Source organism: Qipengyuania aquimaris (assembly GCF_020171965.1).
Lineage (GTDB): Bacteria > Pseudomonadota > Alphaproteobacteria > Sphingomonadales > Sphingomonadaceae > Qipengyuania > Qipengyuania aquimaris_A.
Genome location: NZ_JAIUZK010000002.1, coordinates 138,002 through 151,939, shown reverse-complemented (window position 1 = coordinate 151,939; position 13,938 = coordinate 138,002). Strand labels below are relative to the sequence as shown.

General features: G+C 60.6%; 10 protein-coding genes and 2 tRNA genes. 2 read left to right on the top strand and 10 right to left on the bottom strand.

What is annotated here, in order from left to right:
• Nucleotides 1–7: 7 nt before the first annotated feature.
• The 10 genes from LCM24_RS08370 to LCM24_RS08325 form a co-directional block, all read right to left on the bottom strand.
• Entirely contained in the window at nucleotides 8–1,975 is a 1,968-nt protein-coding gene (locus tag LCM24_RS08370) for a tetratricopeptide repeat-containing sulfotransferase family protein (protein ID WP_224803614.1), read from the bottom strand.
• Between the two features lie 80 nt (nucleotides 1,976–2,055).
• Nucleotides 2,056–4,704 carry a TonB-dependent receptor gene (locus tag LCM24_RS08365; protein ID WP_224803613.1) on the bottom strand — a complete coding sequence of 883 codons (2,649 nt, stop codon included), beginning with the start codon at nucleotides 4,702–4,704 and terminating at the stop codon, nucleotides 2,056–2,058.
• A 359-nt stretch (nucleotides 4,705–5,063) separates the two neighbouring features.
• Nucleotides 5,064–6,749: a BCCT family transporter gene (locus LCM24_RS08360; protein WP_224803612.1), complete on the bottom strand. Its 1,686-nt coding sequence runs from the start codon at nucleotides 6,747–6,749 to the stop codon at nucleotides 5,064–5,066.
• Nucleotides 6,750–6,956: 207 nt separating this feature from the next.
• A complete protein-coding gene (locus tag LCM24_RS08355; RefSeq protein ID WP_224803611.1) occupies nucleotides 6,957–8,087 on the bottom strand; it encodes an acyl-CoA dehydrogenase family protein in 1,131 nt (376 codons plus the stop codon).
• A 28-nt stretch (nucleotides 8,088–8,115) separates the two neighbouring features.
• Nucleotides 8,116–9,312 (bottom strand): acyl-CoA dehydrogenase family protein, encoded by a 1,197-nt coding sequence (locus LCM24_RS08350; RefSeq protein ID WP_160594196.1) that lies wholly within the window; start codon nucleotides 9,310–9,312, stop codon nucleotides 8,116–8,118.
• A 132-nt stretch (nucleotides 9,313–9,444) separates the two neighbouring features.
• Nucleotides 9,445–10,149, bottom strand: a complete 705-nt coding sequence (locus tag LCM24_RS08345; protein WP_224803610.1) for a CPBP family intramembrane glutamic endopeptidase — start codon at nucleotides 10,147–10,149, stop codon at nucleotides 9,445–9,447.
• 197 nt (nucleotides 10,150–10,346) lie between these two features.
• Nucleotides 10,347–10,850 (bottom strand): DUF1772 domain-containing protein, encoded by a 504-nt coding sequence (locus LCM24_RS08340; protein ID WP_224803609.1) that lies wholly within the window; start codon nucleotides 10,848–10,850, stop codon nucleotides 10,347–10,349.
• Nucleotides 10,847–11,692, bottom strand: a complete 846-nt coding sequence (locus LCM24_RS08335) for an NAD(P)H-binding protein (RefSeq protein WP_224803608.1) — start codon at nucleotides 11,690–11,692, stop codon at nucleotides 10,847–10,849. Before LCM24_RS08335 ends, LCM24_RS08340 begins: the two co-directional genes overlap by 4 nt.
• A 92-nt stretch (nucleotides 11,693–11,784) precedes the next feature.
• Entirely contained in the window at nucleotides 11,785–12,798 is a 1,014-nt protein-coding gene (locus tag LCM24_RS08330; protein ID WP_224803607.1) for a helix-turn-helix transcriptional regulator, read from the bottom strand.
• Between the two features lie 94 nt (nucleotides 12,799–12,892).
• Nucleotides 12,893–12,982 (bottom strand) — tRNA-Ser (locus LCM24_RS08325).
• A gap of 161 nt (nucleotides 12,983–13,143) precedes the next feature.
• Here LCM24_RS08325 and hspQ point away from each other — a divergent pair.
• Nucleotides 13,144–13,524, top strand: a complete 381-nt coding sequence (gene hspQ / locus LCM24_RS08320; protein ID WP_090477763.1) for a heat shock protein HspQ — start codon at nucleotides 13,144–13,146, stop codon at nucleotides 13,522–13,524.
• Between the two features lie 123 nt (nucleotides 13,525–13,647).
• A tRNA-Ser gene (locus LCM24_RS08315) sits at nucleotides 13,648–13,738 on the top strand.
• Nucleotides 13,739–13,938 lie beyond the last annotated feature (200 nt).

The following is a 13,938-nucleotide window of genomic DNA, read 5'->3' as shown; positions in this document are numbered from 1 at the left end:
CGTAAGACTATCCGGCGAGTGGCCCGAGCGCGCTCTTGAGATCACCAAGCCACGGCTCGAATGGTTTCCAGGCGTTCTGGCCGCTGCGGTTGATGGGTCGGCGCACCTGCTCGCTGCTTGCAGTGCGGACGGCCCTGTCGGTCTTGTGGAAGGTGAGGCAGGCCTCTTCAAATGGCAGGCCGAGATACTCCAGCATCCGGCGAACCTGGCCTTCCAGATCATCCAGGACATCCTCGTGCTGCACTTTCAGAACCTTGCCCGGCAGGACCTTGTCCCAATGGTCCATCAATTCGACGTAGTCGGTGTAGTAGCGGCCAATCTCATTAAGTCCGTAGGTGAACTCCTGACCTTCCGCGAACAGCTGCTTGAAGCCGGAAAAACAGCAATCCATGGGTGCCCTGCGCGCATCGATGATCTTCGCATTCGGCAGCATCAGGTGGATGAGCCCGATATGGCGGAAGTTGTTCGGCATCTTGTCGATGAAGAAGGGCGCACCCTGGCGATGAACCCGCGTATCCTCGATGAATGCTTCGCCGAAATCGCTCAATTGTTCGGCGCTGAGGTCATGCAGGATGGCCGGATAGAGCGACTGGCCGGCTTTGCGCCCTCTCAGGCGATGGGCGAGAGACAGGACATTCGGCAACTCCAGCGTGCCATCGATCTGCGAATGGGATGCCAGGATTTGCTCGAGCAAGGTCGATCCTGCGCGCGGCAGGCCGAGGATGAAGATCGGATCGGGAGCGGGAAAACCGGCCCCCTCATGCTTGGCGAACAATTCGGCGGTGCAGAATTCGCGCTGCTTGGCGAGTTCCTCGCTCATCGCCGCGGCACTGTAGCGGGTCTGGGCGCGCTTGAGGTCGTTGCCTTGCTCGTAAAAGGCAAAGGAGCCTTCGTATTCCTTGCGGTCCTCGAGCGCCTTTCCGAGCGAGAAGCACAGATGCACACGGTCCATGAAGGATAGATCGGCTTGTTGCACGAGCGACCGCATCGTTTCGATCTCGTCATCGGTGAAACGATATGTCTTCAAATTGGCGAGCGCGTACCATGCGTCCCCGTGGTCGAGCTTCACCGCGATTGCCTTCCGGTAGCTTGCCACCGCCTCATCCTGGGCGCCGGTTGTCTTGAGCGCATGCCCGCGACTGGTCAGTGTCGCGACATCGTGGGGCAGTTTCGACAAGACTTCTTCGAAGAGTTCGAAGGCGCGGTCATAGTCGCCGGTCTGCATACTCTCGATGGCGAGGTGTGACTGGAAAAGCGGGTTTTCCGGATCGCGCTTGTAAAGCGCCTCGGCTTCTTCGCGGGCCCGGTCGAACTTCTGGCGACGGCGGAGCGCATCGATGTGATCCAGGCGAAGCTGTACGCTGTCGGGATCGAACGCCACTGCGCTTTCCAGCAGGAATTCCGCATCATCCAGCACTCCCAGCTTGATCCCGATCATGGCGAGCAGGCGCATCCCTTCGACATCGCGCGGATTGCGCTTCAGGTAATGTCGGCAGATTTCTTCGGCACGAAGTAGCCGGCCTTCGTGAAGGTGGTGGCTAACGGCGACCAATTCCCTGGGCAGATCCGAAATCCTCTGCGCCTGCATGAGGGCGGACTGGGCTTCCTGGGTATTCCCTTCTGCGGCCAGCAAATCGGCGAGCGCACGCCAGCTAGCCTCGAGCGCAGGGTTGTAGCGCGTCGCCTTGCGATAGGCTGACACCGCCTGGTCCGAATTGCCGCTCTTGCGGGCCAGATGCCCCGCCTCCTGCCACGCCCGCCCGTATTCGGGCATCGCCTCATGCAGCCGCACGAGATAATCGGCAGCATCGCCCGGACGTCCGAGGTATCGCGATGCCACTGCTGCCATATAGAGCGCGTCGCCGTCATCGGGCCTGACCGCCAGCGACGCCTCCGCAAGGTCAAGTCCGCTGGTGAAATCTCCTGCCTGCATGGCCTTCTGGGCCTGGGCCAGATTTTCATCGCGAGAGCTCATGCCGGTCCCCTAACAAAGTAAGACGGCGGAGGCGAACCCAAGCTCGCCCCCGCCGTCAATTCCGTCAGATCCTGTCGGGATCAGTAGTCGAAGGACACTCGTAGTCCGATCGTACGCGGACGGTTGGTCGAGATACGCGGACGGTCATTGACGTAATTGCCCGAAATCTGGGCGCGCTCGTCATTGAGATTGTCTGCGAAAACCTCGAAATTCCAGCCGCTCTGGGTGCGTACACCCGCCGCAAGGTCGACAATCGTGTAGCTGTCGAGTTCCAGCTTGTTGATCTCGATGACGTCGGTGAACTTGTTCGCCGAATGCGAGATCTGAGGCTGAACATAAGCTTCGAGGTTGTCGTTCAGATCCCACTCGTAGCGAACGCGCATATTGCCTTGGAAGGACGGCGCGAACGCGAGATCCGATCCCACGACCACGTCATTCGTCGGGATCAGGACTTCCGTGATCTCCGTATCGAGGATCGAGAAGGCACCGGCAACGGTCAGGCCCGGGACGCTGTAAGGCGCCAGGGTGAAATCGGCTTCGACACCCCGGATCTCCGCATTGGCGGCATTAGCCGAGAAGAACAGGTTGGTGATCGAAGGATCGAAGATCGTCGTCTGGAGGTTGCTGATGTCGACGTAGAACGCACTGCCGTTGAAGCGCAGTGCACCGTCCATCAGGTCCATCTTCCAGCCAAGCTCGTAGTTGGCGACTTCATCGGTCTGAAGCTCGAAGGGTACGGTAAAGCCCGCGCCATTCGTTGCACCGCCGGGCCGGTTTAGCAGGCCGGGGCGGAAACCTTCTGAGTAGGTCGCATAGAAGAGCAGGTCTTCCGTCGGCGTGACGTTGACGGTGCCCTTGTAGATGACCCCTTCAGCTTTCGCCTCGTCGGGCGCGCGAACCGCGTTGAAGACCTGCTGGGCCTGCGCGGCTGTCAGGCCGGCTGCCTGAATGTCTGCCAGGCTGTCGCTCAGCGTGAAGGTCTGTCGCAGGTCGGGGTTGCACGAGCCGATGAACGTGAAGCTGCCATCGCCATCGTACAGGTCCGAGATGTTCGTACCGAATGCGTTCTGGTCTTCGGCGCTGAAGCTGTTGCAGAACGACGCGTTGGCGCTGCCTTCGAAATCGACCCGCACATTGTAGTAGCGAATGCCGCCAGTGACCGAGACGAGGTCCGGGACGATATCGACCGTCGTTTCACCGAAGATGCCGAACTGCTTGTCCGTGCGACGAATGTCGTTACGGAAAATCGTGTCGGCAGGGAACGGCCCGGGATCGGTGCTGAAACCGGGGAACGGGAAGTTCGGCTTGAACTCTCCGAACGGTGCCGCAGCGACGTTGCCGGGATAGGCGAAGTCATTCCGCTCTTCCAGCTCGAGATCCGAGAAGAACACGCCGCCGGTAGTGCGCACAGGCACGTCGGGATCGGTGCTGAAGCGGAACTCGTTGGTGAAGACCTTGGTGTTGCTGACCGAGCTCACGTAGAGGTTCGGCGGCTGGCAGACACCGCTCGGATCATTGTCGCCCGGATAGGTCACCGCGCCATCGCAGATATAGTAAGGCAGGTACTGACCGACGAAGAGGTAGTCGGTGTAGTCTACGCGCTGGTCTGTCGAGCGGTCCGTATAGGCACCGGTGTAGACGAGATCGAGCGTCGCGAGACGGCCTTCGATAGTCCAGCTCGTGTTCGAGAAATCGTCTTCGAGGCGATCTTCCTCGAAACGCTGGATTTCGAGATCGTCGAGACCGTCAAGTTCGGGGTCGGCAAAAAACACGCCGTCGCTCTCGAGGCTCTGGCGCGAATGCGCGATAGTCAACTTCCAATCGGGCGTCACTTCCCAAAGCGCGGTGGCGCGGAAACCGGAGTAAGTGGTGTCGTTGAAGTTTTCCTCGATCAGCGCCGCGTTATCGGCCTTGAGAAAGGTAACATCGTCGAGATTGGCGTCGGCCTGGAAGCCTTCGCGCAGATCGCTGACCGGAACGCCGTTGGACCGCACCGTGCCCGCCTCGCGGAAACGAGCGCTCTCGCTGAGGTCGCGGATGCCGATCACATTGTCGATGTATCCGCCCTGGTCGTCATAGAACGCCACGCCGCGGACCGCGACGGTATCGGTCAGCGGCACATTCAGCATCACTTCGCCCTTGTGGCTCATCTCGCCACCCTTGGTGAAGGAGATGCCGCCCGCCGCACGTGCAGAGAAACCGGCGAGGTCGGGCTTGGCCGTGATCAGGCGAACAACGCCTGCCTGCGAACTTGCACCGAACAGCGAACCCTGCGGACCGGAAAGCACTTCGATGCGCTCGAGGTCGGCGGCATAGACATCGAGGTTACGACCAGGCTGGGCCAGTGGTTGTTCGTCGAGGTAGAGCGCCACGTTGGGAGCCAGACCTGCGACACCGGCGGTCGTCAGGTTCGGCGTAGTCGACGCGAGACCGCGGATATAGATCGTGCTCTGGCCGGGGCCGCTGCCGCCTGCAGTGACCGTCGGAAGCTGTTCCAGATAGTCTTCGAACGTGTCGATGTTCAGTTCATCGAGCGCTTCCGCGCCGATGGCCGAAACGGAGACCGGCACGTCCTGCAGGTCTTCACTGCGCTTCTGGGCCGTAACGATGATGACATCGACGCCGCCCGTACGTGCCTGGGCGGCCGGCTGCGCGTCCTGCGCTGCCGCCGGCGTGGCCATGGCAATCGCCATCGCACCGGCAGATACGCCGCTAGCAAGTTTCTTCATGTCGGAATTGCCCCTTAGTTTCAATGCGAACCGGAGTACGATCAATTGAACATTCTGATCGCGCTGAAATTCTCGCGCGATCGAAAAATCAACCGCGCAACAGATTGCGGTTAGCAACCGAAAATTGGGGCGACCACCGGCAACGGGGAGTCTTTCCGGATTGAATAGGCGGGTGTTGCAATTAACACACACCCGCAAGAAGGCGTCAAATACTCAATAAATCGATCTCAAGTAGAGATTCATTCGACAAATAGACTTGCGTTCTAAACTTGTGCGGTATTGCCGTTCGTCAAGAACGGATAAATATACTCATTTTTCGACTGGAGGACCGTCCGAAATCAACCGCCGACTACTTCGATTTATTCGGCTGGCGGAAGGGCGGCGCAGCCCTCGCTTGTTGTCGGCACACCGTGACGTTTGCGGATCAGGTCGAAGAGGATCGCCTTGAGAATGGCGATGGCCATCAGAGCCACGACGAATGAAAATGGTAGCGCACCGATAATCATGGTTATCCGGATGGCATCAATTCCGCCAAGGATCAGCATGCTGCCAACGACGAAAGCCAGCGCCGCGCCCCAGAAAACGATGTGGTGACGTCGCTCACCCTCGGTTTCGCCCGCGCCGTTGATCGTATTGACGATAAGGATCGCGCTGTCTGCGGAAGTCACGAGATAAGTCATCAGGAGGATGACCACGAGGCCCGAGACGATGGCAGCGACAGCCGGGTCGAGCAGCACTGCCAGCGTTGCGTACAGCTGGTCGGACATGCCGGTCTCCAGAATGCGGCCGCCTGCTTCCCCGCTCAATTCGAGGTCGATCGCCGTGCCGCCGACTAGGGTCATCCAGACGAAGCACATGAGCGATGGCACCAGCACCACGCCGAACACATATTCACGAACCGTGCGCCCCCTCGAGATGCGGGCGATGAACATGCCGACGAAGGGCGCGAACGCTATCCACCACGCCCAGTAAAATACCGACCAGTCGAGTTGCCACTGCACCAATGCCTGCCCGATCTCGGTTTCACTACCTGGATAGAGTGTCAGCGATGCAGGAATGAGCGTGCGCAGGTAATCGTAAATCCCGACGCCGAGCAGCTCCAGGCCGAACAGGCCCGATCCCACGACGACAAAGAGCGCCAGCAGCATGAACGAGAGCGCCATGTTGAGGTTCGACAGCCACTTGATGCCCCGCCCGACGCCTGACAAGGCACTGATCGTCGACGCGCCGACGAGCACCAGCAAAGCCACGATGACCGCTGACGCGGAGGAGGAGCCATCCGCATCGAGCAGCCAGTCGCCCAGCCCCAGCCGCGCCAGACCGGCGACGAATTGCTCCACGCCCAGTCCCATTGTGACGGCGACGCCGAGGATGGTCGCAACCACGGCCACGATATCTACCAAGTGCCCCACCGGCCCGGACAGGACGCGCCCGAACAGCGGTACCAGTGCAGAGCGTATCGTCAGGGGGAGGCCCCGGCGATAAGAAACATAGGCGATCGCGAGACCCACCAGAGCGTAGCAGCCCCATGCGGCGAAGCCCCAATGGAGGAAGGTATAAAGATAGGCCGAACGTACCGCTTCGGCAGTCTCTCCTGCCACGGCCCCGCGAATGATCTCCGGATTGGTCGAGAAATGCGCCATCGGCTCGCCGGTGGAATAGGTCAGCATGCCGATCCCGATCCCCGCGCCGAAGAGCATGGCGAACCAGGAGAACCTGCCGAACTCCGGTTTTTCGTCCGCCCCGCCGATACGCAAGCGTCCCGATTGCGGTATCACTGCCACCACGAAACACACGGCGATCAGGGCAGCGACCAGATAGACGTACCAGCCTGCAAAGGACGCGATGATCGTAGAGTTCGCCGCTGTCAGGGTCTCGTTGGCACTGACTGGGAAGAAGATCGCCCACATGATCAGCAGTGAGACAATGATCTTGGAAGGAATGGTCACGGCGCGGCTGAAACCGTCGTAAAATCCCCTTTCGGCAGTCCTGATTGGCAGTTCGACGATGGGGGGCGCGATGGGTGCGTCGCTTTGTTGATCCATGATCCTGGAGGTGGCTCGCTTGACTGGCGCTGGGCGCATTTGGCTGTTGGCAGGTCCCGACCGGGGCGGTCTGAATTCCGGCGGCAGCATAGGAAGCCAGCGCAACAATGCAAATTTGCGCAAGGCCCAGCGCGCAAGCGGCTCAAACAAAAAGCGGCGGCGACACAGCTAAGTGCCGCCGCCGCATCCAATTCGCTGAGGTCTTTATCAGGCGAGTGCGATGTGCCGTTTCATATGGTGATCGACGTCGCCGAATTCGGAACTGAGGATCGTCAACCGCTTGAAATAGCTGCCGATAGCCAGCTCGTCGGTCATGCCCATGCCGCCGTGGATCTGGATCGCTTCCTGGCCGACGAAGCGCGCCGCCTGGCCGATGCGAACCTTCGCCGCGGAAGCCGTGCGCTTACGCTCCTTCTCCGGCGCGTCGAGCTTTAGCGTCGCCAGATAGGTCATGGAGACCGACTGCTCGTACTCGGTGAACATGTCGACCATGCGGTGCTGCAGCACCTGGAACTTGCCGATCGGAACGCCGAACTGCTTGCGCTGGCGCGAATAATCGACCGTCATTGCATGGGCGACCTTCATCGCGCCGCACGCTTCCGCGCAGAGGGCTGCGACGGCTTCGTCGGCGACCTGTTCCACGAGCGGTAGAGCACCACCCTCTTCCCCGATTAGCGCGTCCGCAGGGACCGACACGTTTTCGAAATAGACTTCCGATGCGCGGCGGCCATCGACCGTGGGATAATCGCGCCGGACCACGCCCTCTGCATCATTGGCGACAACGAACACCGACACACCATCACGCTCGCGCTGTCCGCCGGACGTGCGGGCGGTCACCACAAGGTGCGAAGCCCAGGGGGCGCCGACCACGACTGCCTTGTGACCGTTCAGGACATAGCTGTCGCCGTCTTTCTTCGCTGTGGTTTGCAGATCGGCGAGATCATAGCGGCCGCGCGGTTCGGCATAGGCGAATGCGTAGACGCGGCTGCCGTCGACGATGCCGCCGATATGCTCTTCCTTCTGCGCATCCGTGCCCGCATGCTTGAGGAAGCCGCCTGCGCACACGACCGTCGGCAGGAACGGCTCGATCACCAGGCCTTTGCCGAATTCTTCCATCACGATCATCGCGTCGACGGCCCCGCCACCGAAGCCACCATCTTCTTCGGAAAAAGGCATTCCCAGAATGCCCAGCTCGGCCAGCTGAGCCCAGATTTCGGGACGCCAGCCGGCATCGCTTTCGACGGCGCTGCGCCGCGTTTCCCAATCGTATTGCTCGCGCACCAGCCTCGACAGCCCGTCGCGCACCATTTCCTGTTCTTCGGTGAAATTGAAGTCCACTGTGTCTCTCCGCGTGACGCCGCCAGCCTTACAGGCCGAGGATCATTTTCGTGATGATGTTGCGCTGGATCTCGTTCGATCCGCCATAGATCGAGGTCTTGCGCATGTTGAAATAGGTCGCGGCAGAATGCTGCGCGTAGTCCGGACCGATCGGATACTGGTTGGAGCCCGCATCCTCGATCTGGCCGTACATCGGGGCGCCGTAATTGCCGACCGCTTCCAGCGTAAGTTCGGTCAGGCGCTGCTGGATTTCGGTGCCCTTGATCTTGAGGATCGAGCTTTCCGGTCCCGGCCCCTTGCCCGCCTGCTCGCCCGCAAGGGTGCGCAGTTCGGTGATTTCGAGAGCGGCGAGGTCGATTTCGAGCTGGCTGACCTTGCGCGCGAAATCGAGGTCTTCGATCAGCGGCTCGCCGTCCAGCAGTTCCTTTCCAGCGATTTCGCGAAGCTTTTCGACCGCCCGCTTGGAGCGCGCAACGCCTGCAATCCCGCTACGTTCGTGGGCAAGCAGGAACTTGGCATAGGTCCAGCCCTTGTTCTCTTCGCCGACCAGGTTTTCGACCGGCACGCGGACATCCGTAAGCCAGGTTTCATTGACCTCGTATCCGCCGTCGATGAGCTTGATCGGACGGACTTCGACGCCGGGCGTCTTCATGTCGATCAGGATGAAGCTGATGCCTTCCTGCGGCTTTGCGGCGTCGGGATCGGTGCGGCAGAGGAAGAAGCCCCAGTCCGCATATTGCGCCAGTGTGGTCCAGGTCTTCTGTCCATTAATGACGTAGTGATCGCCGTCACGCACGGCCGTGGTCTTGAGCGAGGCGAGGTCGGAACCTGCGCCCGGTTCGCTGTAACCCTGGCACCACCACACGTCCCCGCTGCGAATGCCGGGCAGGTGGCGTTCCTTCTGTTCCTCGCTGCCGAAAGTGTAGATCACCGGACCGACCATGGAGACACCGAAGGGAAGCGGCATGAAAGCATTCACGCGGGCGTTTTCTTCGAGCCAGATATAACGCTGCGTCGGCGTCCAGCCGGTGCCGCCATATTGTTCGGGCCACGACGGAACCGACCAGCCCTTTTCGCCCAGGATCTTGTGCCACGCGACCATGTCTTCGGGCGACATGTCCTCGCGCATCCCGGCATCGCCCAGATGCTTCGGATAGTTTTCCTCGATGAAGGATCGCACTTCATCACGAAACGCCAGTTCTTCGGCGGTGAACTCAAGATTCATCGGACCAGTCTCCACACGGGCTCATTTCAGGCATGGCTACCTGCCATGCGCAGCGCCTTGCCGAAAGCCCCCAGCGCAAAAATCCGCGCGGGCATGGCAAAGCTAAGCTTGCAGATGACCGCGATCGGCAGCCTAGTCCTTGATCCCGAGGAAGCGGAAGGTCTGGCCCAAAGTGTTGAAAGCACCATGCGCCAGGATCAGCGGCATAATATTTCGCCTTCCGAACCACAGGTAGAACACGCCGAAAGCGAAACCGCCCGCCCCTGTGACGAGTGCCCCATGCCAGCCCTGATAATAGGCATGGCGATATCCGAAGAATATGGATGAAAGCAGTAGGGCGAGGATATCGGCTTTCATCCCGCCTCCGAACGCGCGGCTCGTGTGATGGATGATGAAGGCCCGGAACAAGAGTTCCTCGAAGAAGGACGCATGGGTCCAGACGAGCAGGAGCATCACCAGATAGGCGGCCCAATTGCCTTCGACATGGGAGAACCGGTCGCTTGTGCCGATGTCCTCGAAGAAATGGTCCGCTACTGGCACCATCAGTTGCGTGCAGACGAGAAAGAAGACCACCGTCAACACGGTCAGGCTAAATGTCTTCGTCCAGTCGTCCGGCCAGCGCAGCCCCAAATCTCGCCACCCCATTCCCCTGCGCCTCAGCAGGACGGTGGCAACGATCATCGCGCTGAAGGTCGAGGCGGGACCGGCATAGAGCTGCGTCATTGGCAGCAGCGACTGCTTCACGATTACAAGCGTTGCGACCACCAGCAGGAGATCCCGAAAGGCGGACCATCTTGCCCTTGGCGATGAAGGCGCTTTCTCTTCCTCGGCAGTCATTGCCCTGTTACTCCAAACCAGTTCCTTGGACCTTGGCGAAGCCGGCTCCAGTACTGAAGCGTGGACCGACGAATGGCTGCATTGGCTCGATCCGCGCCTGCAAGATCCCCGCTGAGAACGACGAGCCGGTACGCGCGGGCGCCACAGTTTGGTTCTCGATCGCGCACCGGACGAAAAGTATTCTACCTTCGCTACCGCTACACTTGCCCACTCGAGACGAGCGCGATCGCGGCGGCCAGGTAGAGACCGGCAGTCAGCACGCTGCCCAGCGCACGGACATGGTTGAAGCGTGTCCATTCGCGGACGTATTCAGACCAATAATCGCGTGCCTCGGCCCTTTTGCGATCGAGGGCGTCAAGCCGGTTGTTCATCGGAACATTGCCCAAGATCGTCGTGCCGAAAACCGAGACCGCATATATTGCCGCTGCCAGGACGAGGGTCACCCTTGCCGTTCCCTCGTAAGCCGTGACGGCGTAGATCGCCAAAGCGACTGAGAGAAATGGTATCGCCAGGATACCGGCGACGAAGCTGGTCTGGATCACGTCGCGGTTTATATGCTGCATCGCTTCGATCCCGCTCGCCGGCTCAGCCTTGCTCAACGCCGGCATGATGAATTCGGAAAATGCGGAAAAGACACCTGCGACCATCGCGCTCCAAAGCGCTAGGAACAGGCAAGCGTAGAGAGTCCAGTCATAGGTCATGCCGCCCTCCTCCATGCGCCAGTCGCCGCTACTTGGCGGGCGAAGTCGGCAAAGTCCCGGGGTTTGCGGCCGAGTGCACGTTCGACCCCGTCGGTGAGGTAAGCGTTGCGGCCATCGAGGACGGTCGAGAACAGGTAGTCGAGCATCCACACCACATCGTCCGGCGCACCGGAACTGGCCAGGCTGTCGACGAAGGCCTCGTGGGGTACGTCCACGAAGTCGATGTTACGAGCCGTCGCCGCCGAAAGATCGGCCGCCACGTCGGCAAGGGTCATAAGCCGGGGCCCCGTCATCTCGTAAACCTCACCGATATGGCGATCCTCGGTCAGCGCCGCCACCGCCACATCCGCGATGTCGTCCGTATCGACGAAGGGTTCGGGAGTATCGCCCGCCGGCAGGGTGATCGTGCCGTTGCGGACCATTTCGATGAATGCCCCTTCGGAAAAGTTCTGGTTGAACCAGCTGGCACGCACGATAGTCCATTCGAGCCCACTTTCCTGAACCACTTCCTCGCAGGCCTGCGCCTCCGCTTCGCCGCGCCCTGACAACAAGACAAGTCGGGTCACGCCTTCAAGTCTTGCGCGCCATACAAGCGCCTTGATAGCGTCGGTGGCCCCGGGCATCGCGAGGTCCGGCGAGTAGGTGATGTAGATGCTCGAAACGCCTTCTAGCGCCGCTTCCCAGGTGGCTTCGCGATCCCAGTCAAATGCAGGTGCCGAAGACCGTGAGCCGATCCTCACCGTGCGTCCCATGGCGGTTAGGCGCTCGGCAACGCGGGCGCCGGTCTTCCCGGTTCCACCGATCACCAGCGTCAATTGCTCAGCGTTGGATTGATAGGTCATATGCTCGTTCCCTCTTGTTGGAGACGAGCATGGGTTAGGTAATCCGGGCAGCGGCTTCTTGCCTCAGCGCGACAGCCTTTATGCAGATGGCGTCACCGCCCCTCCACCGCTCCCAGCCGATAGGACCGCGGGGTCTCGCCGGCCCAGCGCTTGAAGGCACGCGTAAAGCCGCTCTGCTCCGCGAAGCCTGTCAGGAACGCGATTTCCACGAGCGGGTAATCGGTCGTGCGCAGCAGGCGTTCGGACAACTCGCGCCGGGCCTGGTCTACCAGATCCTGGAATACGGCATCCTGTTCTCCCAGCTTGCGCTGGAGCGTGCGACCGCTCATGCCTAGAGCGAGTGCGATGTCCGACAGCTTCGGAACGCCTCCGCTAAGCTTCTTGCCGATTTCGGATTTCACCTTGAGCGACAGCGGCAGTTCCGACCGGGCCTCGGCCATCATTTCCTCGACCCGCTGATCGAAGAAGCGCGATATCGCGTCATCGCCGACTGCATTGGGTAGCGCCATTTCAGCGTTCGAAACGATCATCGCGTTGACACCAGCACGATCTTCAACCGGGCAACCGAGATACTCTTCGAGGAAAGCCTTGTCGCCGATGAATTCGTGGCCGCAGATAGCCTGTACGGGGGTGAAATGCCGGCCCGACGCCTCCCGGCTGATGGCGGTGAACGAAGCGAAAGTTGCCTCGTTCGAAAGCCTGGCCCCCTTGGGGCTCTCGTCGGTAAGTCGCAGGAAGCGTATCTCGGTCGTTTCCTTTCCACGCGAAATCTCCAGCGCTCGCACTCCCGCGACGACGCTCACATAGCGCAGCGCACGGTCCCAACCGTGGCCAAGGGTCGGGGAACTCTTCCAGGCGAGACCCACCGCGCCAAGATCCTCGCAGCGCAGGGAAGTCCCCAGCTTGATGTGCGCCCTGGGAAGTCCGTTTTCCGCCTCGGCGATCCGCGCCAAGAGGGCGATGTAATCCTCTTCGCTTACCATTTTGGCGAGGTCGGGCTGCGCATCCGGGTCAAGTTTGCAAAGGGCGTAGAGTTCTTCCCGGTCGAGATGGTCCGGAGCCTGCGCAATAGCCTTCAAAGAGTAGATGGAGGAGGATTGCGGCATCCAGCCACCCTAGCACCTCGCGGCGTTTTTGACACGCAGCCCCCGTCCCCTGCGAGCGCAGAAGGTTGCGGAGGCAAAATCTTTGGGAAACGACTGGCGGAGAGGGTGGGATTCGAACCCACGATACGGTTGCCCGTATACCGCATTTCGAGTGCGGCGCATTCGACCTCTCTGCCACCTCTCCGCATGTCGGGTGTGCCTGATGGGCCCTCGGGCCTCGGTCGAAGCGAGGGGGCCATTAGCCGTGTGTGTCAGGCTTGCCAAGTCCTTTCGGACCAGAAAACGGGGGACGGAGGCGGGGCGAGGCTTGTTCGTCGGCGGGAACTTCCCATATCCTCTCGTGACATGGACAGAACTTTGTTTTTCTCCGCCCAGGCAGGTCGCACTCTCGAGGCGCCACGCCGAATCAAGACACGCTTCGCCATCGGCGATGTCGTCAAACACAAGACCTTCGATTTCCGCGGCGTCATTTTCGACATCGATCCCGTCTTCGCCAATAGCGAGGAATGGTATTCGTCGATCCCCGAGGAAATTCGCCCGGACCGCAATCAGCCCTTCTATCACCTGCTGGCAGAGAGCGACGAGAGCGATTACGTCGCATATGTCAGCCAGCAGAACCTGGTGAACGATGCACTCACCGGTCCGGTTTCTCACCCGGACGTGCACCAGTATTTCGAGCAATTCGAAAACGGGCGTTACCGCATGCGTCGCAAACTCACCCACTGACGAGCGCCTGCGTCAAGCATGGCGTTTGCCTGCTTGCACCACGCTGCCAAGACCGCTAGAGGCGCGCCTTCTTGACGCCGCTCCCTTGCCATACGCGCTTTAGGGAAGCCCGATCGAGAGCGCGGAGCAGTGGCCGAGTGGTCGAAGGCGCACGCCTGGAAAGTGTGTATACGGTAACCCCGTATCGAGGGTTCGAATCCCTCCTGCTCCGCCATTTTTCCCAAACATGAAAATTTGCGACGAACCGTTGGAACCCGAGTGCGGGGCGCTCGTTGCACCTACACCACCCCCCAAGTCGCGATGGTGCGCGGAATTGCATTCCCTGCGACCATCGCTTCAGAGCCCCTTTTCGCCCCTCAAAACGTGCGAAAAGGGGCTTTTTGTTTGCCCGATTGCGTGGCAGGCTTCGAGCCC

Bases quoted from the DNA above. Each gene is read 5' to 3' on its own strand.
- LCM24_RS08370 (WP_224803614.1), bottom strand. From the start codon at position 1,975: ATGAGCTCTCGCGATGAAAATCTGGCCCAGGCCCAGAAGGCCATGCAG.
- LCM24_RS08365 (WP_224803613.1), bottom strand. From the start codon at position 4,704: ATGAAGAAACTTGCTAGCGGCGTATCTGCCGGTGCGATGGCGATTGCC.
- LCM24_RS08360 (WP_224803612.1), bottom strand. From the start codon at position 6,749: ATGGATCAACAAAGCGACGCACCCATCGCGCCCCCCATCGTCGAACTG.
- LCM24_RS08350 (WP_160594196.1), bottom strand. From the start codon at position 9,312: ATGAATCTTGAGTTCACCGCCGAAGAACTGGCGTTTCGTGATGAAGTG.
- LCM24_RS08345 (WP_224803610.1), bottom strand. From the start codon at position 10,149: ATGACTGCCGAGGAAGAGAAAGCGCCTTCATCGCCAAGGGCAAGATGG.
- LCM24_RS08340 (WP_224803609.1), bottom strand. From the start codon at position 10,850: ATGACCTATGACTGGACTCTCTACGCTTGCCTGTTCCTAGCGCTTTGG.
- LCM24_RS08335 (WP_224803608.1), bottom strand. From the start codon at position 11,692: ATGACCTATCAATCCAACGCTGAGCAATTGACGCTGGTGATCGGTGGA.
- LCM24_RS08330 (WP_224803607.1), bottom strand. From the start codon at position 12,798: ATGCCGCAATCCTCCTCCATCTACTCTTTGAAGGCTATTGCGCAGGCT.
- hspQ (WP_090477763.1), top strand. From the start codon at position 13,144: ATGGACAGAACTTTGTTTTTCTCCGCCCAGGCAGGTCGCACTCTCGAG.